The organism is Parabacteroides sp. AF18-52, from assembly GCF_003479145.1.
GTDB classification, from domain to species: domain Bacteria; phylum Bacteroidota; class Bacteroidia; order Bacteroidales; family Tannerellaceae; genus Parabacteroides; species Parabacteroides faecis.
Genome location: NZ_QUGR01000003.1, coordinates 359,747 through 382,050 on the forward strand (window position 1 = coordinate 359,747; position 22,304 = coordinate 382,050).

21 protein-coding genes and 3 tRNA genes are annotated in these 22,304 nt (G+C 44.0%); 11 read left to right on the top strand and 13 right to left on the bottom strand.

The features are described from left to right. Positions 1–27: 27 nt before the first annotated feature. On the top strand, positions 28–1,143 hold the full coding sequence (locus DWX23_RS08250; protein ID WP_122374127.1) for a GNVR domain-containing protein: 1,116 nt from the start codon (positions 28–30) through the stop codon (positions 1,141–1,143). 264 nt (positions 1,144–1,407) lie between these two features. Then, on the top strand, positions 1,408–2,286 hold the full coding sequence (locus tag DWX23_RS08255; protein ID WP_122374128.1) for a hypothetical protein: 879 nt from the start codon (positions 1,408–1,410) through the stop codon (positions 2,284–2,286). Between the two features lie 115 nt (positions 2,287–2,401). On the opposite strand, the gene DWX23_RS08260 is transcribed toward DWX23_RS08255, so the two are convergent. The 4 genes from DWX23_RS08260 to DWX23_RS08275 form a co-directional block, all read right to left on the bottom strand. After that, a tRNA-Met gene (locus DWX23_RS08260) sits at positions 2,402–2,473 on the bottom strand. Between the two features lie 176 nt (positions 2,474–2,649). After that, a complete protein-coding gene (locus DWX23_RS08265) occupies positions 2,650–2,964 on the bottom strand; it encodes a chaperone modulator CbpM (RefSeq protein WP_122374129.1) in 315 nt (104 codons plus the stop codon). 12 nt (positions 2,965–2,976) lie between these two features. Beyond that, complete coding sequence (locus tag DWX23_RS08270) at positions 2,977–3,894, bottom strand: DnaJ C-terminal domain-containing protein (RefSeq protein WP_122374130.1); 918 nt, start codon at positions 3,892–3,894, stop codon at positions 2,977–2,979. 163 nt (positions 3,895–4,057) lie between these two features. Further along, positions 4,058–4,129, bottom strand: a tRNA-Met gene (locus DWX23_RS08275). Positions 4,130–4,286: 157 nt separating this feature from the next. Here DWX23_RS08275 and DWX23_RS08280 point away from each other — a divergent pair. From DWX23_RS08280 to DWX23_RS08300, 5 genes are all read left to right on the top strand, one after another. Beyond that, complete coding sequence (locus DWX23_RS08280) at positions 4,287–4,874, top strand: TetR/AcrR family transcriptional regulator (RefSeq protein WP_305036997.1); 588 nt, start codon at positions 4,287–4,289, stop codon at positions 4,872–4,874. 7 nt (positions 4,875–4,881) lie between these two features. Continuing rightward, a complete protein-coding gene (locus DWX23_RS08285; protein WP_122353043.1) occupies positions 4,882–5,826 on the top strand; it encodes a 3-oxoacyl-ACP synthase III family protein in 945 nt (314 codons plus the stop codon). Positions 5,827–5,848: 22 nt separating this feature from the next. Continuing rightward, positions 5,849–6,595 (top strand): 3-oxoacyl-[acyl-carrier-protein] reductase, encoded by a 747-nt coding sequence (gene fabG / locus DWX23_RS08290; RefSeq protein ID WP_122353044.1) that lies wholly within the window; start codon positions 5,849–5,851, stop codon positions 6,593–6,595. A gap of 1 nt (position 6,596) precedes the next feature. Continuing rightward, positions 6,597–7,271: an RluA family pseudouridine synthase gene (locus DWX23_RS08295; protein ID WP_122353045.1), complete on the top strand. Its 675-nt coding sequence runs from the start codon at positions 6,597–6,599 to the stop codon at positions 7,269–7,271. A gap of 118 nt (positions 7,272–7,389) precedes the next feature. Continuing rightward, a complete protein-coding gene (locus DWX23_RS08300; RefSeq protein ID WP_122374131.1) occupies positions 7,390–8,928 on the top strand; it encodes a family 43 glycosylhydrolase in 1,539 nt (512 codons plus the stop codon). Positions 8,929–8,944: 16 nt separating this feature from the next. Here DWX23_RS08300 and DWX23_RS08305 read toward each other — a convergent pair whose 3' ends face one another. Together DWX23_RS08305 and DWX23_RS08310 are read right to left on the bottom strand one after the other, a co-directional pair. Further along, positions 8,945–9,886: a DMT family transporter gene (locus DWX23_RS08305; RefSeq protein WP_122363463.1), complete on the bottom strand. Its 942-nt coding sequence runs from the start codon at positions 9,884–9,886 to the stop codon at positions 8,945–8,947. A 102-nt stretch (positions 9,887–9,988) separates the two neighbouring features. Next, positions 9,989–11,047, bottom strand: a complete 1,059-nt coding sequence (locus tag DWX23_RS08310) for a class I fructose-bisphosphate aldolase (RefSeq protein WP_122353054.1) — start codon at positions 11,045–11,047, stop codon at positions 9,989–9,991. Between the two features lie 187 nt (positions 11,048–11,234). Between DWX23_RS08310 and DWX23_RS08315 the strand changes: the two genes are divergently transcribed. The 3 genes from DWX23_RS08315 to DWX23_RS08325 all read left to right on the top strand — a co-directional run bounded on the left by DWX23_RS08315 (position 11,235) and on the right by DWX23_RS08325 (position 13,804). After that, complete coding sequence (locus tag DWX23_RS08315; RefSeq protein WP_007652517.1) at positions 11,235–11,786, top strand: NADH peroxidase; 552 nt, start codon at positions 11,235–11,237, stop codon at positions 11,784–11,786. Positions 11,787–12,019: 233 nt separating this feature from the next. Next, positions 12,020–12,106: transfer RNA gene (locus tag DWX23_RS08320), tRNA-Ser, on the top strand. 363 nt (positions 12,107–12,469) lie between these two features. Beyond that, positions 12,470–13,804 (top strand): DUF4886 domain-containing protein, encoded by a 1,335-nt coding sequence (locus tag DWX23_RS08325; protein WP_122374132.1) that lies wholly within the window; start codon positions 12,470–12,472, stop codon positions 13,802–13,804. Between the two features lie 466 nt (positions 13,805–14,270). Here DWX23_RS08325 and trpA read toward each other — a convergent pair whose 3' ends face one another. From trpA to trpB, 7 genes are all read right to left on the bottom strand, one after another. Then, entirely contained in the window at positions 14,271–15,044 is a 774-nt protein-coding gene (gene trpA / locus DWX23_RS08335) for a tryptophan synthase subunit alpha (RefSeq protein ID WP_122374133.1), read from the bottom strand. Positions 15,045–15,059: 15 nt separating this feature from the next. Next, positions 15,060–15,719, bottom strand: coding sequence for a phosphoribosylanthranilate isomerase (locus DWX23_RS08340; RefSeq protein WP_122374134.1), 660 nt, complete (start codon positions 15,717–15,719; stop codon positions 15,060–15,062). After that, on the bottom strand, positions 15,713–16,525 hold the full coding sequence (gene trpC, locus DWX23_RS08345; protein WP_122374135.1) for an indole-3-glycerol phosphate synthase TrpC: 813 nt from the start codon (positions 16,523–16,525) through the stop codon (positions 15,713–15,715). The genes DWX23_RS08340 and trpC overlap by 7 nt, the downstream gene beginning before the upstream one ends. 2 nt (positions 16,526–16,527) lie before the next feature. Beyond that, positions 16,528–17,523 (bottom strand): anthranilate phosphoribosyltransferase, encoded by a 996-nt coding sequence (gene trpD, locus DWX23_RS08350; RefSeq protein ID WP_122353060.1) that lies wholly within the window; start codon positions 17,521–17,523, stop codon positions 16,528–16,530. A gap of 91 nt (positions 17,524–17,614) precedes the next feature. Continuing rightward, entirely contained in the window at positions 17,615–18,193 is a 579-nt protein-coding gene (locus DWX23_RS08355; protein WP_122374136.1) for an aminodeoxychorismate/anthranilate synthase component II, read from the bottom strand. A 14-nt stretch (positions 18,194–18,207) separates the two neighbouring features. Next, positions 18,208–19,614 (bottom strand): anthranilate synthase component I family protein, encoded by a 1,407-nt coding sequence (locus DWX23_RS08360; RefSeq protein ID WP_122353062.1) that lies wholly within the window; start codon positions 19,612–19,614, stop codon positions 18,208–18,210. 3 nt (positions 19,615–19,617) lie between these two features. Continuing rightward, a complete protein-coding gene (gene trpB, locus DWX23_RS08365) occupies positions 19,618–20,805 on the bottom strand; it encodes a tryptophan synthase subunit beta (RefSeq protein ID WP_122353063.1) in 1,188 nt (395 codons plus the stop codon). Positions 20,806–21,101: 296 nt separating this feature from the next. Here trpB and DWX23_RS08375 point away from each other — a divergent pair, with 296 nt between their 5' ends. After that, positions 21,102–22,301, top strand: a complete 1,200-nt coding sequence (locus tag DWX23_RS08375; RefSeq protein ID WP_122374137.1) for an SAM-dependent methyltransferase — start codon at positions 21,102–21,104, stop codon at positions 22,299–22,301. Positions 22,302–22,304 lie beyond the last annotated feature (3 nt).

The window sequence follows — 22,304 nt, forward strand, 5'->3', positions numbered from 1 at the left end:
CTTTAATTTTCAATTAACAAGGTGGACATGATTCAAATGAACGCTCCTGATATGGATACTAACGAGCAGGAGATAGATTTAATAGAGTTAGCTAAACGGTTATGGGGGGAACGTAAGTTCTTGTTCAAATGCTGTGGAGTCGCGATAGTTGTAGGATTGGTTGTTGCTTTCAGCATCCCGAAAGAATATAGTACGACGGTGAAACTGGCCCCTGAAACGTCTGACCCGTCTAAGAAGATGGGGAATCTGGGTGGTTTGGCAGCAATGGCAGGTATAAACCTGGGTTCTTCGGCAGGTTCGGATGCCATCTCCCCGGATCTTTATCCGGATGTGGTACAGAGTATTCCTTTTCTGTTGGAGTTGTTTCCGGTACAGGTTAAGAATGAAAAAGGTGATTATTCATCGACATTGTACGAATATATGGATGAGCATCAGAAAAGTGCGTGGTGGAGTTACGTGATAAAGGCTCCTTTCAAACTACTTGGCTGGGTGAGGGGATTATTCTCAGAAGAAGAACTTGCTGGTAAGGGTGAATTAACATCTTTCAGATTAACCAGAGAGCAGGATGACGTAATACAAGGTTTGCAGAAGCGTATCTCTGCCTCCGTGGATAAAAAGACATTGGTAATAACTGTCTCTGTCCAGATGCAGGATCCATTGATCTCAGCAAGCCTTACTCAGATAGTCGTGGAAAAGCTTCAGGAGTACATAACCAATTATCGTACGCAGAAGGCCAAGCAGGATCTGGAGTTTACGGAGAAAGTATTCGGCGAAGCCCGTGAGTCTTATTACAAGGCCCAACGTGCGTATGCCGCTTTCGAAGATGCGAACAAAAACATCATCTCTGCCAGTTACCGTACGGAACAGGAACGGCTAAAAAATGAAATGACGCTGACCTTCAATGTTTACAATACATTAGCTCAGAAGCTGGAACAGGATAAGCTCCGTGTCCAGGAACAAACTCCTGTTTATACGGTGATCAGCCCGGCTACGGTTCCGTTAAAACCAGCTTCGCCTAAGAAATCCCTGATACTGGTAGGTTTTGTCTTTCTGGCTCTGTTTGGGGGAATCGGGTATTTGTTTGTAAAGGATATGTTTGAAAAAAGTAAATTAGTAGAGGAAGATTATTTACCTATTAAATAAAGTCTTGATATTCCTAAGCCTGAAAGTAAGAAAGCCGTCTCAAAAAGTCGGCTTTTTGTTATTGAAATCATAGAAAAACGAAATTAACAAAAGTGATTTTCGGCACTTTTCGATGAATGTTATTTTTACGTTTACATGCTTTATCTTGCATTTTATCATTTCATTATGGTTATTTGCAAATTGAGTTTTTTTAATTTTATTTTTTTTACTATCTTTCCAGCACTTGGTAAAATATTATGTGAGAATCTTTAAATTAAATAACTAATGAAAGCAGAACGAGTACCGATACAATTTTCAACTTTTATACCTCAGTTAAAAAGATCGAGGCAGCTGATGCAAATAGAGGATAATCGGGATGTTACAATTAATCAAGCGAAGCTTGCTCAATCTATCAAGAAAAGGACAAAGGATACATTTTCCTTGACTAAAAATAAAGTTAATGATGTTTCTATTCAATTTAAAGTGGAGAAACGTAAAATCGGAGAATGGTATTCAAGTTATGATCCATATACTGTTTTCTCAACTAAACGTGAAGCTGTTGTTTATGACAGAAAGCTGAAAAATACGAATAGAGAAGAATTGAGAGCCAGGGTTCCAACCTTATACACATATACACATACTAAACCTACTAACAAACTGAGTTTTGCTTTACAAGGACCTCATACAGCGGCACATAAGATTATTCTCAAAGCTCTGGTAGAAGCAAAGACTGTTGTTGAGGTATTTAAAATTTTTGATGAACAAGTATTAACTCCAGATGATGTTGAAGAAGTGATATTTACAGATGAAGTTCCTGTTTCAGGTACTTATTCAAGGGAAATGCAAGAGCGATTAGAGAGATATGTCGAAGATTATGAGGATTATTATGATGAGTTGCTTCCCATGTTTAAAGCAACAAACCCTGATTTAATCAAGATAAAACATTTAACTAATATACTTTTGAACATGGATCCATATGCAGTATACGCTTGGAAAACGACAGCAAAGGCTTCACATGCAAGTTTATCTGGCAAAGGAGAATCTTTGTCTACTCCTACTTGGGACGATTTATTTGATGTTCCTCCTAGTCGTAGTTTTAGGTCCTCTGATAATTTTACATCATTTGTCGATGCTAGAAGGTCTTTATTTGACGTTTATTTTTAGTATTGTAAAAATAATCTAAGTGAATGGTGTCATGTACAATTTAGATTTATTTAAATGTAAAAAAGCGGTGTACAGTTAATGTACATCGCTTTTTTTGTGTTGCTTCTTCAAATTGTTGCGGAGACAGGACTCGAACCTATGACCTTTGGGTTATGAGCCCAACGAGCTACCACTGCTCCACTCCGCGATATAGTTGCTATCATTCCTGATTGCGAGTGCAAAGGTATGAATTATTTCTTATAATCCAAATTATTTTACAAAAAGTTTTTCCTTTTCGGTTGAAAACTGAGGAATGAGGGTGATTTTGGTAACAAAATGACACATCTACCAGGTTGAATCTAAGGCAGATGTGTCGTTTTTGTTTTATAATTCATTTTCTTCAAAATCTATTGCCTCATATACATGGAGCATCTTCTTCAGATGACCGATCTGCTGCTGCATGGACTCGATACGGTTCAGTAGATGGTGGATAGCATCGATTCCCTCGAAGTTGATCGCCAGGTCGTAATACATACGCGTATACCTTTCGATATCGTACAATTGTTCCGCTTTCAAATATTTCTCACCTTCGACGATGCGGATTTCAATTAGTCCGCCTTCTTCCAGCCTGAAGATGAAGGAAGGTTCGATATGGCATATCCGGCAATATTCGTTGACTATAATTAAATCTGTTTGCATAGTACTCGTGTTTTATTGATTAAGACTCTGTATTTCGCGGAACAACTCTTTCTGTTTTTCCGTCAGATTCGTCGGTATCTCGATAGAGTAGGTGACGATCAGGTCGCCGAATTGTCCGTCTTTTTTATAGACGGGGAATCCTTTGCCTTTCAGCCGTACCTTGCTGTTGTTCTGCGTACCGGGAGCCACTTTCAGTTTGACCTTACTTTCCATCGTTTCGATGATCTGTTCGCCACCCAGGATGGCGGTGTACAGGTTCAACGGAGCTGTTACGTACAGGTCGTCGCCAACCCGTTTGAAGCGGCCGTCTTCACCTATGCTGAACGTGATGTATAAGTCGCCTGCCGGTCCGCCGTTTACACCCGGACCACCCTGACCTTTCAGTTTGATGGTTTGTCCGTCGGCTATACCGGCCGGTACGGTGATACGCAGGTTCTTGCCGTTAACGGTAATGACCTGTTTGTGTGTTTTGGCAGCATCTGCCAAAGAGACATGTAATTCTGCATTATAGTCCTGGCCACGGAATGCATAGTTGCCTCTGCCGCCGCTTCGACCGCCTCCGCCGAACATGGACTCAAAGAAGTCGGAGAAACCGCTACCGTCGTCTGAAGCGCTCCACTGGGCACCTCCGCCGTTACCGCCAAAACCTCCGAAGCCACCATGGTACTGCCCGTACTGATTCTGTTGAGCCTCGAATTGATCAGCATGTTTCCAGTTTTCACCGTATTGATCGTATTTCTTTCGTTTTTCCGGATCGCTCAAAACTTCATTGGCTTCGTTGATCTCCTGAAATTTCCGGTGGGCATCCGGGTCATTCGGGTTCAGGTCCGGATGATATTTACGGGCTAGCTTCTTATACGCCTTTTTGATATCGTCCTGCGAAGCGCCTTTGTTCACCCCAAGAATGTTGTAATAGTCTATATAAGCCATATTATTTATATTGTTAAATCTTTTGTCGGTTGATATCCATACATCTACATTACAATAAACATGCCGGGGGGTAATTTGATCTTTTAATTTTGGCTAATAAAGATTAGAGAAGATGAAAAATAAAAAAAGGCCTTCAGTTTTTACTGAAAGCCTTTTTAGATAGTTGCGGAGGCAAGACTCGAACTTACGACCTTTGGGTTATGAGCCCAACGAGCTACCACTGCTCCACTCCGCGATATTGTTTACAATCATTTCGTGATTGCGAGTGCAAAGGTATGGATTTTCTCTTACAAAACAAATTTATTGCAAGTTTTTTTTAATATACTTGGTAAAACCAATCTTTTTTAGGTACTTTGCGCACAGTTTTAATCAAAATGTGCAATACAATGCCGATGACAGTTTCTAAAACACGCGATATGTTGGTGGATGTGGCCAGGCAATTGTTTGCCCGCATGGGGGTTGATAATACGACAATGAACGATATTGCACAGGCTTCCAAGAAAGGCAGACGTACGTTATATACGTATTTCAAGAGTAAGAATGAGATTTATCTGGCCGTGGTAGAATCGGAGCTGGATCAATTATATAAAATGCTGCTTGATGTTGCCGGAAAGGATTTGCCAGCTGATGAGAAGTTGATGACATTCATCTATTCCAGATTGGATGCTATCAAGGCACTCGTGTTTCGTAACGGTACACTGAAAGCAAACTTTTTCCGTGATATATGGCGGGTAGAGAAGGTTCGTAAGAGCTTCGATATACGTGAGACAGAACTATTGAAGGGAATTTTGGATGCAGGAGTAAAGGAAGGCATTTTTGCAATGCCGGATACGGAAATTACAGCAGTCGTGCTACATCATGCCTTAAAGGGACTGGAAGTTCCTTATATAAGGGGTATTATGGGAGATAATATCAGCCAGCGGATTAAGCGGAGAGATAATGTAATGAATTTAATATTCAACGGAATAAAGATAAAGTAAACCAGAGATGTTTATTAATGCAACAGGGTTTTATGTGCCTGAAGAGCGGGTGCACAACCAACATTTTTTGGAATTAAACGGGTTGACAAGTGAGTGGATTGAACAGCGTACGGGTATTAAAACCCGGTCCAAGGCCAAACCGGAAGAGAATATTTGTACAATGGGTATAGAAGCCGTACGTAATGCACTGCCAAAATTGCCGTATGATATTACGGAAGTCGACTTGATTATTTCGGCATCCTATTCTCCGTACGATACAGTTGCCACAGCGGCTCATTATACGCAGCGTGAGTTCAATATTACAGAGGCGAAAGCGCTGTATTTGTCTTCCGCATGTTCCTCTTTTTTGAATGCGCTGGAAGTTGTGGAAGGTTATTTTGCTATGGGCAAGGCGACAAAGGCTTTGATCCTTTCGGCAGATAAGAATTCAGCTTATTATAACGAGACAGATCCGAAAGCCGGTCACCTCTGGGGAGATGCGGCAGCGGCATTCTTTATCTCTAAAGAGCGTGTGACTGAGAATGATCCTCATATCATTGAGATATTTACACAGGGCCTGGGGCATTTGAGTAAAGGTCCGGAAGGTGTCCAGCTACGTCCCCGCGACGGTGGAATCCTGATGCCGGAAGGTCGCGACGTCTTTATCCAGGCTTGTACCTATATGCCTAAGAATGCGTTGTATCTGCTGGAAAAGAACGGGTTTAAGCTGGATGACCTGACTTACTTCATCGGTCACCAGGCAAATATGCGCATCATGTCGAATATTGCCAAACAACTGGGGTTGCCGGAAGAAAAGTTCCTGCATAATATCGAAGAGTTGGGTAATACCGGTTCTGTAAGTTCTGCTTTGGTGTATGCCCAGAACGATCATTCATTCAAGAAAGGCGACCTGGTTTGCCTGACGGTATTCGGTGGCGGTTATTCTGCCGGTGCTTGTCTGATACAGTGTTAATATAAACGTAAAAAGAAATAGTATGAAATTATTAGAAGGAAAAGTAGCTATTGTAACCGGTGCTGCACGCGGAATCGGTAAAGCCATCGCTTTGAAGTTTGCCTCTGAAGGTGCTAATATTGCATTTACAGACCTGGTTATCGATGAAAACGGTGAAGCAACACAGAAAGAAATCGAAGCTTTAGGTGTAAAGGCAAAAGGTTATGCTTCTAACGCAGCCAATTTTGAAGATACTCATAATGTAGTGGCAGAGATCGCGAAAGACTTCGGTCGTATCGATATTCTGGTAAACAACGCCGGTATCACGAAAGACGGTCTGATGATGCGTATGAGCGAAGGCCAGTGGGATGCTGTTCTGAATGTGAACCTGAAATCTGCTTTCAACTTCATCCATGCCTGTACTCCGATCATGATGAAACAACGTGCAGGTAACATTATCAATATGTCTTCTGTTGTCGGTGTTCATGGTAACGCAGGCCAGAGTAACTATTCTGCCTCAAAGGCCGGTATGATCGGTCTGGCTAAATCGGTCGCTCAGGAACTGGGTTCACGCGGTATCCGTGCGAATGCGATCGCTCCGGGCTTCATCATTACGGATATGACTGCTAAACTGCCGGAAGAAGTGAGAGAAGAATGGAACAAGAAGATTCCTTTGCGTCGTGGCGGAACTACCGAAGATGTGGCAAATGTGGCTACATTCCTTGCTTCTGACCTGTCTGCTTATGTATCAGGCCAGGTGATCCAGGTAGATGGCGGCATGAATATGTAATATGGAAGTTATCTACGAAGACAATCATATCATCGCGGTAAATAAAACGTGCCGTGAGATTGTACAAGGAGATAAAACCGGTGATACTCCTCTTTCGGAAATGCTCAAGGCATGGCTGAAAGAGAAGTATTGTAAACCGGGAAACGTTTATATCGGTGTAACTCACCGGTTGGACCGTCCCGTTAGCGGGGTCGTTCTGTTTGCCAAGACAAGTAAGGCATTGCCCCGTCTGAATGAAATGTTCCGGCTGGGAGAGGTGAAAAAGACGTACTGGGCAATCGTAAAGAACTGTCCTCCTGCGGAAGAAGGCGAGTTGGTAGACTGGCTGGTCCGTAACGAGAAACAGAACAAGAGTTACGCTTACGATACCGAACGTCCGGATTCCAAGAAAGCGATCTTGCATTATAAGGTGATTGCCCGTTCGGATAATTATTTCCTGCTGGAGATAGACCTGAAAACAGGACGCCATCACCAGATACGTTGCCAGCTGGCTAAAATGGGATGTCCGATCAAAGGGGATCTTAAATATGGGGCGGACCGTTCGAATAAAGACGGTGGTATCAGCTTGCATTCCCGTAGTGCCGAATTTATCCATCCGGTATCCAAACAAAACATACAGATCATAGCTCCCGTGCCTGACGATAATTTATGGAAAAGTATATCTGAGGGGTTATAACGGAATAAAAAGAGATAAAATAAAAAAAAGCCGTATTCAATATGAATTTACTCATTTGAATACGGCTTCTTTTTTTATCTTTGTTTTCCGTTATGTGTTATTAATTAATGAATAGACCATGAAAAAGCTATTGACAATACTATTGTGCTCGGCATCCGCTACTTTCGGGCTGGCACAGCAGCAGACTTATTTTTCCAACCCTGTTATTCACGGAGATCTGGCAGACCCATCCGTCATGCGGATCGGGGAGACTTATTATGCAACCGGAACTTCCTCGGAATGGGCTCCTTATTATCCGGTATTCTCTTCTTCCGATCTGGTCAACTGGAAACCGGAGGGACATGTATTCGACCGGAAGCCGGACTGGACCAAATCTTCTTTCTGGGCTCCGGAGTGGTATTACCACAAAGGGAAAGTGTATGTTTATTATACAGCCCGTAAAGAGTCTGATAATATATCGTGTATCGGGGTGGCTGTAGCCGATTCTCCGACGGGAGAGTTCAAGGATTACGGTCCGGTTGTCGAGTTCGGAAAGGAAGCGATCGACGCTTTTATCCTGGAAGATAACGGGCAGCTTTATATCAGCTGGAAGGCATACGGGCTGGACCAGCGTCCGATCGAGTTGCTCGCCTGTAAACTGACCGACGACGGTCTGCGTTTGGATGGGGAACCTTTCTGTTTGCTCCGGGATGACGAAAGACGGGGTATGGAAGGACAGCACTGGTTTAAAATGAACGGGTATTATTACATTATATATTCCGTGAACGGATGTTGCGGTCCGGATAGTGATTATGCGGTAGCGGTGGCCCGTTCCAAAAAGTTGGCTGGCCCGTATGAGAAGTATGAAGGTAATCCTATTCTGCATGGAGGAAAAGATATCCTGTCTATCGGACATGGTACGCTGACGACAACTCCTGACGGGCGTATGTTTTATCTTTGCCATGCATACAGCAATGGGAATAATTTTTATCAGGGACGTCAGCCGCATCTGCAGGAAATGAGGATGGGGGGCGACAACTGGCCTTACTTTGTTACGGGTGAATATGCCAGCATGGTACAACCGATGCCGTTTACCGATTGTGTACAAAAACCGGCTTTTGATTTTGCCGATGATTTTACTGCGACCGCTCTTCGTCCCGAATGGAGTTGGAATTATCCGTATGCAGATGTGAAAACGGAACTGAAAGCGGGAAATTTGTTACTGAGCGGTTCTCCTAAACAGGGTGTAGGTACGGGGAATGCACTTTGTCTTCGTCCGGTGACAGCCGATTATACGTTGGAGACGGCTGTTGTAAACCGGAATGAGAGTTGGAAAGGGGTTGTTATGTATGGAGATGACAAGAACATGCTTACACTTGGCTGTGAAGCGGACCGTCTGAAGTTGAAAGCGGTGAATGACGGAAAGGAGATGGTTTTGGCGGATATGAAACAACCTGCCTCTTCTTTGTATCTCCGGATGAGTGTGAAGGAGGGTGTTCATTGTTCGTTCTCCTATAGTGAAGACGGCAGGAAATGGAAAGAATTGGAGTACTCGCTTTCGCCGGAGGCTGTAAGGTCTCTTGTCCGTTGGGACCGTATTTCCCGTCCGGGATTATATCAGCAGGGAGATATAAATAAACCGGCAATTTATAGTTATTGCCGGTTGCTGAACGAATAAATTAAATAAGGTATGGTTATTCAGGCTTGCCCTGTGCGGCCTGATAACCTTCCAGTTGTGCTCTCGATTTGCTCTGTGTCACGATATATACGCCGGAAAATACCAGAGCAACGGCGATACCTTTCATTACCCCGAACGTATCCATTCCCCAAAGTACGGCTATCAGGGATGCCACGATCGGTTGTACATAGTTATACATGCAGGCTACTGTCGGGCGCAACAGGTTTTGTCCGATAGGGATAAATAAGTAGGGCAGGAATGTTCCTCCCAGTACGACATAGGCGATACCCATATATAATTCAGTAGGAAGATGTAGGAAGTCGATGCCTGCAATGTGGTTGTAGGAGAACGGTATCGTACAGATAGTTGCATATGTGAACATCCATTTCATCAATGTGATCGGAGAATATTTGCCGATCAATCCTTTGAATAGCACGAAGTAGAATGAGAAACTGAACTGTGCGAGCAGGCAGAGCAGGTCTCCCCATATATTACTGCTTTTCCCTCCGCCGGTACCGGTGCCCTGGCTGCTTAGGATAAGCAATAACGCTCCGGCAGCTCCTATAAATATACCGATAACCTTTTTCCCTGTCACAGGTTCTTTCAGGTAGAAGGCTGCAATGATCATTGTGATGATGGGTGTTGTGGTCGTGACGATAGAGGCATTGATCGGTGAAGTCAGGGAGACTCCGAAGATGAATGACCCCTGATTCAGTACGATCCCCAGTAGCGCTGCAAAGAATAGCTTCATCAGATCCTGATGATTGACATGTTCCTTTTTCGTAAAGAGGGAAGCGAGCCAGAATACGATTGCCGCCCCTACCATGCGAAAGGTAGTAAGCGATAATGCACTGATAGGACCTGCAGATAATACGGCTTTTGATACCGGTGACATCAATCCCCACAAAATATTGGCTCCCAGCATGGCCAGGTGTCCTTTATAAGCTGCTGATTTCATTTTGCCTTCATTAAAACATGGGCAAAGGTAATAAAAAAACACCCGAAAAACATTCCATAATCAATGGTGAGTTTTCCGGGTGTTCTATTTAATCGTTATTACTTATGCGATTGTAATTTCCGGGTCCAGATATACGTCCTGAATGGTGTGTAGCAGTTCGACGCCATCCTTCATGGAGCGTTGGAATGCTTTACGTCCGCTGATCAGGCCCATACCGCCGGCCCGTTTATTGATGACGGCTGTAGTAACGGCATCCTTCAGGTCGGAAGCTCCGTGTGATTCGCCGCCGGAGTTGATCAGTCCGACACGTCCCATATAACCGTTTGCAACCTGGTAGCGGCAAAGGTCGATCGGATGTTCGGTTGCCAGTTCGGTGTACATCTTTTTATCCACTTTGCCGAAGTTGATGGCAGTAAAACCTCCGTTGTTTGTCGGCAGTTTCTGTTTTACGATATCGGCTTTGATGGTAACGCCCAGATGGTTTGCCTGTCCGGTAAGGTCGGCAGCCGCATGATAATCGACACCCTCTTTCTTGAAATCATTGTTTCTTAAATAGCACCAGAGGACAGTTGCCATACCCAACTCATGGGCATATTCGAATGCATCTGCTATTTCAACCAATTGGTCACGGCTTTCGGCAGAACCGAAATAGATCGTAGCACCAACGGCGGCGGCACCCATATTCCAAGCCTCTTTGACCGTGCCGAACATTACCTGATTGTAACTGTTCGGATAAGTAAGCAATTCGTTATGATTTAGTTTTACGAGGAACGGGATTTTGTGTGCATATTTACGTGCCACTACTCCTAAGTTTCCGAATGTGGAAGCTACTGCATTGCAGCCACCTTCGATAGCCAGCTTCACGATATTTTCCGGGTCGAAGTAGATGGGGTTGGGGGCAAATGAAGCACCTGCCGTATGTTCTATATCCTGATCTACCGGAAGAATGGACAAATAGCCGGTATTGGCCAAGCGTCCGCTTCCCAGCATCCTCTGTAAATTATTTAATGTCTGAATATTTCTGTCGGTATTGATCCAGATATCATCCACTGTTGAAGGAGATGGAATATGTATCAGCGATTTGTCAATCGTTTTGCAGGTATGACCAAGTAAATACTCCGCTTTGTCGCCTAACAGGCTTTTAATCTTTGATGTATCCATAATATATGTAAGTTTTATAATCTAACACTTCCCGTTTGAAATAAGTTCCATAGTTTTTATCAATTAACAGATAGAATATATCTATTGGCGATCATTTGCCTTTTAGATTTGTTTGGTTAATTTTGTCGCAGCAAATAACAATGATTATATATACTAATAGTTTTACAACCAATAAAATTTTACAAAGATGAAAAAGAAATGGATCTGCACAGTATGTGGTTATGTTCATGAAGGTGATGAAGCTCCTGAATTCTGTCCGCAATGTAAACAACCGAAAAGCAAGTTCAAAGAACTGGTAGAAACAACAGGTGCTTTGCAGTTTGTTGACGAACATGTATTAGGCGTAGCTAAAGGTGTTGACCCTGTTATCCTTGAAGGGCTGAACGCTCACTTTATGGGTGAATGTACTGAGGTTGGTATGTATCTGGCTATGAGTCGTCAGGCTGATCGTGAAGGTTATCCGGAAGTAGCAGAAGCATTCAAGCGTTACGCATGGGAAGAAGCAGAACATGCAGCTAAGTTTGCAGAATTGCTGGGTGACGTTGTTTGGGATACAAAAACGAACCTGAAAAAACGTATGGAAGCTGAAGCTGGTGCATGCGAAGACAAAAAACGTATCGCAACGTTAGCTAAGCAGCAGAACCTGGATGCTATCCACGATACTGTACATGAAATGTGTAAGGACGAAGCTCGCCATGGTAAAGGCTTCGAAGGTTTATATAATCGTTATTTCAAATAATAACGTATAATTCGTTAACACGATAGGAGGGGAGTACCGGGAGGCTACTCCCTTTTTGCATTATGGTATCTGTTTTTTTAGTGCAGTAGTGCTATACCCATTGACACTATAAGGCTAGTATTCATAGTACTATAGTGTCGCACCGGTCTGCACAGTAGTATTCTTATTGAAAAAAAGAGCTTCCGGAGGATAACGGTATGAAATTTTTCATACATTTGTCACGCAAACGACCGGGAAAGCTGCCAGAGTGGTCGAATGGGCCGCACTCGAAATGCGGTGTACGGGTAACTGTACCGGGGGTTCGAATCCCTCGCTTTCCGCTCTTAAATTAGTCTGAGAAAAAAGACGCTTGGGCGTACAGTATCCAATGAAAACACTTTTAAAGACTCCGTGAAGCATACAAAATGAAATTTTAGCATATCAGTAGAAGGATACGCTAAATGAAGAGACCTTTTCAGTGCTCTCGAAGAATCACATAGTTTTCTATTTACACAATCTGATGGAGAATCTCCCTTTAAGCAACTCAATGGGTATAGTTTAACTGCTCGGTGATTTATTTTTTAATAAATAGCAATTTATTTAGGTGGTTTTGTTAAATCATTGATTGTTTAAACTATTTACTTTGTTGAGAAATCTTAGAAAATCAATTAGTATTATATATTTGTATTCTAAAACACACAAGCATGAAAGTTTATATTTTGTTTATCCTATTTTTCATTTTGAACGTATCATGTTCAAAAAAAGATGATAGTAATGATGAAATTTTAAAAATTACACCGGAATATCTACTGCAAGCTTTACAAAAAGGATTATCCATACGGGATATTAAAGAAATGTCTGGTTCCTATAAAATAGTATTCAGTGATAATAGTGAGGTTGATTTTGTATTAAGTAAGGGTCTCTTTTATACAAAGATAGAAAAGAGCTATTGGTGTATAAATGGAAAAAATACAAATATAAAGGCGAGCAATACAAATGCAGAATTACGGTCTATAGATGTAGACACTAAAGGAAATTGGATAATAAATGAGGGGAGGACAAACATAGCGGTAAATATGCCGCTGGATGCTCCGGATGCTCCTGCAATTAAAAATATAGTACAGTCACCCAATTTCTTTTATTTTTATTTTACCGATAAAACATTGCTTAGATTTGTTAATCAGAAAAATGGTAATCTGACTAACCATGATAAGCAACCACTCCCGGTACATCCTAAATCTTTAAAAATATTATGTATAGGAAATAGCTTTACGGAGGATGCAACAAATATATTACCTAATATCATTCAATCGGCAGGTATAAATAATATTTGTATTGGACGCCTACTCATTGGTGGTGGATATCTGAAACAATATTATAATAACTACATGAATAATTCTTCCGAAGGATACTATCAGATAACTGATGATCATTTGAAATGGAAAACAATATCGGAAAAATCCACATTGAAACAAGCTTTACAGTATGCAGATTGGGATATCATAACCTTTCAACAAGTATCTAATGAGGCTGGAAGATTTCAAACGTATCAACCTTATCTTTCCAATTTGATTGATATAGCAAAAAAAGAATGTAAAAACTCTACGCCGGTTTTTGTTTGGCAAATGTCTTGGGCATATGGAACCGGATGTACAGAGGAAATTTTTGGCAAGTATGGATATAATCAAATGAAGATGTACTACGATATCATCAATGCGACTAAAATAATGATGGGTCAATCCGATATAGATATTGTAGTACCGATTGGTACCGCGATTCAGAATTTAAGGAATACTCCTCTTGATAATCCCCCGTTAGATATTACCCGTGATTTTCGCCATCTGGATCAAGGAGTAGGAATATATACTGCCTCCTGTACATTCTTTCAGGCATTAATAGCTCCCGTTTACGATATTCAGATTTTTGATACTCCATTTTTGAGACTACTTGGAAGTATTTCTGTTACTGAAAATAATTTTAGAATCTGTCAACAAGCTGCTGTAGATGCTTGCAATATGCCTTTTCATGTAACAGAGTAAAGTTGAATATCATTCAAATCGCTGTAGAGGTGAACTTACACAGTGTTTAAGGCAGTTGGAATAATGAACTGAAGCAATTTAAGCTAAAGGTAAACGAACTGGAAAATGCATTGAAAGTTCCTGGAGACATCAATTTCGCTGTCGGTGATAAGTTTATTCTTACTGGTGATACCGCAGGTTTATATTGATAATGCCCTATCAACTGGCAGAAGAAGCTCAGGCATGGCTCGATGAGCACTGCGAAAAGCGTATTCAGTTAAGAGGAAAATACGATGAAGTTTTGTTCTGATAAATGAACCTGTTTATTGGCTTTGGTCAGATGGTAGGAGTGGATTCTGATCAGTAGAAGATTGACCGGAAAATTCGTGTAACCTTGATAATGTTTTTGCAAGCAAAAGCCGATGGGGATACTTTATCAATGGATACCCATCGGCTTTCTGTAAGAGATATATCCTTCAGCAGACATTTATTTTTTTAATGCTTCCAACAATTTATCTACCGCGTCGGGAATAGTCTTTTCACTTTTCAGCAATTGAATAAACTTACTGCCGATGATGGCACCGGAAGAGTTGGAGGATGCTGCATCGAAAGTTGCTTTGTTGGAGATGCCGAAACCAACTAAACGGGGATTCTGCAGGTTCATTGCGTTGATACGGCGGAAGTATGCTTGCTTCTGATCGTCGAAACTCTGTTGTGCTCCGGTAGTGGCGGCACTCGATACCATATAAATAAAGCCGGAAGTATGTTCGTCGATCAGGCGGATACGGTCTTCGGAAGTTTCCGGAGTGATCAGCATGATCAGTTTCAGGTCGTAGCGATCGGCTGTTTCTTTGTAGTCGGACATATAATCGGCGAATGGGAGGTCGGGGATGATCACACCGTCTATACCAACTTCCACACACTTCTTACAGAACGCCTCGAAGCCGAATTGCATAATAGGATTGAGGTATCCCATCAATACCAGCGGCATTTGAACTTCTTTCCGTATATCCTTCAACTGGTCGAACAGGCGGTGGAGTGACATGCCGTTGCGCAAAGCCTGGGTTGCAGCTTCCTGGATCACAGGACCATCAGCCATCGGGTCGGAGAAGGGGATACCCACTTCAACCATATTAATGCCTTTTGCTTCCAACTCTTTCAGAATGGTTACCGTATCGTTCAACTGCGGATAACCGGCTGTAAAATAAACGGACAGGATGCCGTTCTTTTTTGTTTCGAATAAGTTTGTAATACGATTCATATCCTTATCTTTTTATTATTTCTTTATCTTATCTATAAACGTTTTTATCTTTTCTGCATCCTTCATGCCCGGTTCGGTCTCAAACCCACTGTTCAGGTCGATGCCTGCCAGTTGGGGATGCCGGAAATTCCTGACGGCATCTACACTGTCAGGGGCGATACCACCGCTGAGCAGGAACGGTGTGTTTCCTTTGTAAGAAGCTAGTACCGACCAGTCGAATTGTTTACCGGAACCACCATAACTGTTGCATTTGGTGTCGAACAAGAAATAGTCGGTACGTTCTTCATATTCGGTCGTGCAAGTCAGGTCGTCGGCCGAAGCGATAGAGAATGCTTTGATGATTGCATAACCCCGCTTTTGCAGTGCGTAACATGTGTCAGGTGATTCATTACCATGCAACTGTAAATAGTCGAGTTTATACAGATTGGCTGTTTCCATCATGTATTCGGGAGTCGCATTGACGAAGACACCGACTCTTTTAAGTTGACAGATGACAGTTGACAGTTGACAGTTGGAGGGGCTGTCAGTTTTCTTTAAACTGTCCACTGTCCACTGTCTACTGTCAATTGAGCGAGCGGAGCGAGCGTAAAAGATGAATCCCATCCAATCGATCCCTGTCATTGCCACCTGCCGGATATTTTCCGGATCCCTCATGCCACAGACTTTGATCAGCATGGCAGACCTCCGATAAAGGCAGCCAGGGTTTCGCCCGGTTGCTCGGTTTTCATAAATGTTTCGCCGATCAGGAAGCCTCGGAAACCGGCTTCACGTAATTGAGAGACTGTCTCTGTAGATGAAATACCACTTTCTGAGACCAGAAGAGGAGCAAGGTCCTTTTCTTTGACTATCTCCTGTATTTTCTCTGCCAGGCGGAAAGAGTTCGCTACATCCGTGTGGAAGGTTCCGAGGTTGCGGTTGTTCACCCCCAGCATGTCGATATGCGGATTCAGATAATCCAACTCTGCTTCGCTGTGGATTTCCAGTAGGGTCTCCAGTTGCAGTGTGTGTGCCAGTTCTGCCAGCTCCAGACATTGGTCCGGTGTGAGGCAGGCGGCGATCAGCAGAACGGCATCGGCCCCCATGACGCGGGCTTGATAAAGCTGGTATTCATCGATGATAAAATCTTTCCGCAACAGTGGGATATCGACCAGTTTACGTGCCGCGCACAGGTCACCCAGCGAACCGCCGAAGAACTGCGGGTCGGTGAGGATAGAACAGGCCGATGCCCCGGCTTCCTTATAGGCAGGGATTACCTCTGCAACGGCTGCATCAGGATGTAACCAACCCTTTGACGGACTTTTGCGTTTGAACTCGGCGATGATACCGGATGAGGAAGCCGCCAGTGACGCACGCATCGAGTAAGTGGTACGTTCCAGACGCTCACCGCCCAATGCCAGCAGAGTTTGAAGACGGACGGCTTGTTTCTGGCGGTCTACTTCAATGCGTTTGTTGGCTATGATGTCTTGTAATATATCTTTCATAGTTAATTGTTTAATGAAATAAACTTCTTTAATGTTGCTAGAGCCTTACCGCTTTCCAACGATTCGCGGGCTTCGTCGATACAGGTTTCTATCTTCTTTTCAGGGCAGATTACCTGGATGGCAAAAGCGGAATTAGCGATTACGCAATTCTTTTGTGCCGGGGTTGCCGTGTTGTGCATTACACTATCGAAAATGCGGGCGGCATCTTCGACAGTCTGGCCTCCGTCGAGGTCCGCTTCCGTACAACGGGTGAAGCCCAGCATTTCCGGTGTATAAAGCTTTTCTTTCTCCGGCATAGCAACCTTAAACTCTGTCGTCAGCGATATTTCATCGAACCCGTCCAGGCTGTGAACGACTGCAAAGCGTGTTCCGCTTTCCTGATAAGTATAGCTGTACAGGCGGAGTAATGGCAGGTTATATACACCTAGCAGCTGATAAGCAGGCATTACCGGATTTACCAGCGGGCCGAGCATATTGAAGAAACTACGTACTCCCAGACTTTTACGTACCGGAGCTACAGCCTTTAATGCCGGGTTGAACAGCGGAGCATGCAGATAAGCGATATGGCAGGCGTCCATGCTCTGACGCAGTTTGTCGATATCGTTCGTGAACTTCACGCCATGTTGCTCCATGACGTTACTTGCCCCACTGACGGAAGTTGCTCCGTAGTTACCATGTTTTACCACATTGTAACCCGCTCCCGCAACAACAAAGCAGGAGGCTGTACTTATATTGAACGTGTTTTTACCGTCGCCGCCTGTCCCGACAATGTCGATAGGCTTGTAATCCGACAGATCGACCGGAACCCGCATTTCGAGCAGTGCTTCGCGGAATCCGCTCAATTCCTCTACGGCGATGTTACGCATCAGATAGACGGTGATCAGGCTGGCAATCTGTGAATCGTTATATTGTCCGGCCGCCATATTTTGAAGTATCTGCCGTGCTTCATCCCGTCCCAGATACTGATGTTCGAATAATCTGTATAATATATCTTTCATAACTCTTCTTCTTTTATAAATTATCTCTAGAGGTGTTGTTTGTTTCACCTTAATGAAACAACTGTTTCATACTGTAGAAACAAGTGTTTCTTCATAGTGAAACTGTGTTCAACCAATTTTCTATGATAGTTTTTCCTTTGGGAGTCAGTACGGATTCCGGATGGAACTGAATACCCCTTACGTCGTAAGTACGGTGGCGTAAAGCCATGATCTGTTTCTCTTCCATATCCTCGGCTGTTATTTCCAGGCAATCAGGAAAATTCTCGCGTGATACGACCCAGGAGTGATAACGTCCGGCACGAAATCCGGGTTCCAGTCCGGCGAACAGCGGTTCTTTAGCTATTACTTTTATATCGGAACAAACACCGTGGTGTACGTCTGTCAGATTGATCAGGGTTGCTCCGAAAGCTTCGCCGATGGCTTGTTCACCCAAGCAAACACCCAGGATGCTTTTTGTCGGGGCATATCTGCGGATCAGAGGAAGCAGGATACCTGCCTCTTCGGGAATGCCGGGACCGGGTGAAAGGAGTATCTTGTCGAAACGGTCCACTTCTTCCAGTGATATTTTATCATTGCGGTGTACTTCAACATCTGCACCTAGTTCCTTCAGAATGTGTAATAAATTATAAGTGAAGGAATCGTAATTATCGAATAATAATATCTTGCTCATAATGTTGTTTGTTTTCAATTCTTCAGTTTTTCTGCCAGGTCGATTGCCTTTTTCAAAGCGCCCAGCTTGTTGTTCACTTCCTGCAATTCCCGTTCGTCGTTGCTTTTGGCTACGATACCGGCACCTGCTTGGTAATATAATACGTTGCCGCGGCTTACGAATGTACGGATGGTGATCGCCTGATTGAGATCGCCGTTCAGGCCGATAAATCCGATACAACCGCCGTAGGCTCCCCGGTTGTGTTTCTCGATATCCGTGATCAGTTGCATGGCACGCACTTTCGGGGCACCGCTGAGGGTTCCTGCCGGAAAGGTGTCGATATATGTTTTCACCGGATTGCTGTCGATGTTTATTTCACCGCTGACACGGGAAACTAAATGGATCACATGGCTGTAGTATTGTACTTCTTTATAGAAATCGACCTGTACGTTGTGAGCATTACGGCTCAGGTCGTTGCGGGCGAGGTCTACCAGCATCACATGTTCGGCATTCTCTTTCGGGTCTGCAAGCAGTGCTTCGGTACGCTGTTTATCCAGGGCTACATTTCCGGTACGGAAAGCTGTTCCGGCGATCGGGTCGATACTGGCATGACTGTCCGTCACTTTGCAATGCGTTTCAGGAGAGGAACCGAAGATACGGAAGCCGCCGAAGTCGAAATAGAACAGGTAAGGCGAAGGGTTGATACTTCTCAATGCACGATATACTTTAAAATCATCCCCTTTGAACGGTTGTTCGAAACGACGGCTGAGTACGATCTGGAAGACATCGCCGCGCAGACAATGTTTGATCCCTTCGCGAACCGATGCTCTGTATTCTTCGTCGGTGATGGGAGACGTCTCCGGTCCGGAAGTCTGGAAGTTATAGGAGGCATAGTTACGGTTTTCGATCAGTGTCTCTATTTCCTGCAGGTTGCTTTGTTCGTTTTCCTGCAGCAGTTCGACCAGTGTCAGTTCGTTTTTGAAATGGTTGAATACAAGGATGTATTTATATAAAATGTATAGCATATCGGGAGCATCGTTCTCTTCGTGGTGAGCTTCCATCACCGGGATATTTTCAAAGTAACGGACTGCGTCGAATGCCGTGTAACCGAATAATCCGCAAACTTTTTTATCCGCCCCTTCAATGCTGTAACGGCTAAGGAAGGCATTCATCGCATCTGCCACATTGTAATTTTCTGTAAGAGGGGTGACCTCCCGGCTTCCGTCGGGGAAAACCGCTGTACTCTCTCCGTTGTTGATACCGATACTGGCTAGCGGACAGAGAGCAATGAAAGAAAGGCTGTTCTCATTTCCATGAAAGTCGGAACTTTCCAGTAATGCCGACTCCGGGTAGATATCCCGTACTTTCAGATAAATACTTACGGGAGTATGCAGGTCGCCTAATACCTGCTTGCTTATAGTTTTGAAATGATAATTTTTCATCGGTTACTTTCTGTTTTTGTATTCAATATACGTATCCATATCTTTATCTCCACGTCCGGAAACGGTCAATACCACTACGTCTTCCGGTTTGAAGTTCACCTTACTGAGTGCTCCCAGCGCATGCGCACTTTCCAATGCAGGAATGATTCCTTCCAGCCGTGTCAGCTCGAAAGCCGCTTCCAATGCTTCATCGTCGTCGACAGCCAGGATAGAAGCCCGGTGAGTAACGGAAAGATTCGCATGGATCGGACCGATGCCCGGATAATCCAGTCCGGCGGAGATCGAATAAGGTTCTTCTATCTGCCCGTCTTCGTTTTGCATCACCAGGGTCCGTGCCCCGTGGATAATCCCTTTCTTTCCCAGTTGGATAGTAGCGGCACTTTGACCCGAACAAATCCCTTTTCCTCCGGCTTCCGCCAGCACGAGCTTCACTCGTTCGTCATCGACAAAATGGTAAATGGTCCCGGCAGCATTACTGCCTCCCCCTACACAAGCGATCAGATAATCCGGATGATCCCGTCCTTCTTTTTCCTGTAATTGTTTTTTTATCTCTTCGCTGATAACGGATTGCAGGCGTGCAACCATATCGGGATAAGGATGAGGGCCTACAGTAGACCCGATGATATAATACGTATCGGAAGGATGACAACACCAGTCGCGGATCGCTTCGTTCGTCGCGTCTTTCAGGGTCATGTTGCCGGAAGTGACCGGAACGACCGTTGCACCGAGCATCTCCATCTTCTGTACATTGGCATGCTGGCGTTCCACGTCCGTTTTACCCATATAGACAATACACTCCATGTTCATCAGGGCGCAAACGGTAGCAGTTGCTACTCCATGCTGTCCGGCGCCTGTTTCTGCGATGATACGTGTTTTACCCATGCGGCGTGCCAGCAAGATCTGCCCGATCGTGTTATTGATCTTATGGGCACCCGTATGATTCAGGTCTTCCCGTTTCAGATAGATCTTGCAGCCGTACTTTTCGCTTAACCGTTTGGCCAGGTAAAGGGGAGAGGGGCGGCCTACATAATCGCGGAGTAACAGATTGAACTCCTGTTTGAAACTCTCACTTTCCAGTACTTCCAGATATGTGTTCTGTAACTTTTCGACACACTGGTGAAGTATCTCGGGGATATACGCTCCGCCGAACTCTCCATAATAACCGTTTTTGTCAACTTGATACGTTTTCATCTTTTTGCTATGTTGTTTTAATTGTATTCCGTAAAATGCTTTAAAAGAAAAAAGGCCTGTCGCAAGTGCGACAGACCTTTCTATGATATCTTGATTTAGTATATACACAGGACTGCGTTCCTTACGACCGTTTGAGGAGTAAAGAGCGCCACCACCAAAATGTATTTACTATAAATGTTCTCATTGCTTTTTTGTTATTACGGCAGCAAATATAGATATTCTCTGACAAACTGCAAATGATTCGCTACTTTTTTTTGAAAAAATCTACATACGGTAATTCTTCTTATCTTTGCGGAATGAAACAGACTGAAGAGTTCCGGAAATTTGTAAAAGAGCATGCAGGGGATGATCTGACTCGTCTCTTGTTGAGTGCTTCCCGCTATCCCTCGATCGATGTTCCTTTTGCGGCAGACCAGATTGCTGCCCGTCGCCAGATCAGGGAGAAGTTACCTTCATGGTATGCCAACGATGCCTTGTTGTTTCCTTCGAAGATATCCGCCGAACAATGTTCGTCCGAGCAGACGGCTTTGTATAAACAACGGCTGGTTGCTGAAAGCGATACCTTATGCGATCTGACCGGCGGTTTGGGAATCGACAGTTATTATTTCTCCCGAAAAGCCCGCCAGATCACCTATATAGAACGTTTCCCCGCCTACTGTGATGCGGCGCGCAATAATTTTTCCGCCCTTGGGGTTGATAATATCACTGTTGTGGAAGGCGACAGTTCGGAATTGGCTTCCCGTTTACCCCGGGTCGATGCCTTTTATATCGATCCGGCCCGTCGCGGTGAAGGCAATAAGCGTGTTTATGCCTTGCAGGATTGCGAACCGGATTTACCGGCACTTTTACCCGAACTCTTCCGGCATGCTCCCAAAGTAATAGCGAAGTTATCCCCCATGGCCGATATTCGGCAAACCCTCGAATTGCTGCCTGGGACGACAGAGGTACATGTCCTGTCCGTAAAGAATGAATGTAAGGAACTTTTATTTGTTATGGAACGTGTTGCTGAACGCGTAACTGCTGTCATGTCACCGGTTATCCATTGTATTAATTATGATAGCAGTGGGAGGGAGGAGGCTTTTGCTTTTACATTACAGGATGAACGTTCCGAGATTTTACAGTTGGCGGATCGGATCGGTCGTTTCTTTTACGAACCCAATGCTTCTTTACTGAAAGCCGGAGCTTTTAAGAGTGTGGCTGTCCGTTTTGGATTGGCGAAACTGCATGTAAGCAGCCATCTCTACACCTCGGATACCGTGGTCGAAGACTTTCCCGGCAGATGTTTCGTTGTCGAGGAGGTCTATCCTTTTTCCGGAAAACTATGTAAAAGTTTATCCAAAGACATCCCTCAGGCGAATATGACTGTCCGCAATTTTCCGTTGTCCGTCGAAGAATTACGCAAACGAACAAAGATAACGGATGGGGGAAATGTGTATCTTTTTGCTACGACACTAGCCGATAGCAGCAAAATTTTGGTTAAATGTAGCAAGTTGTAGTAT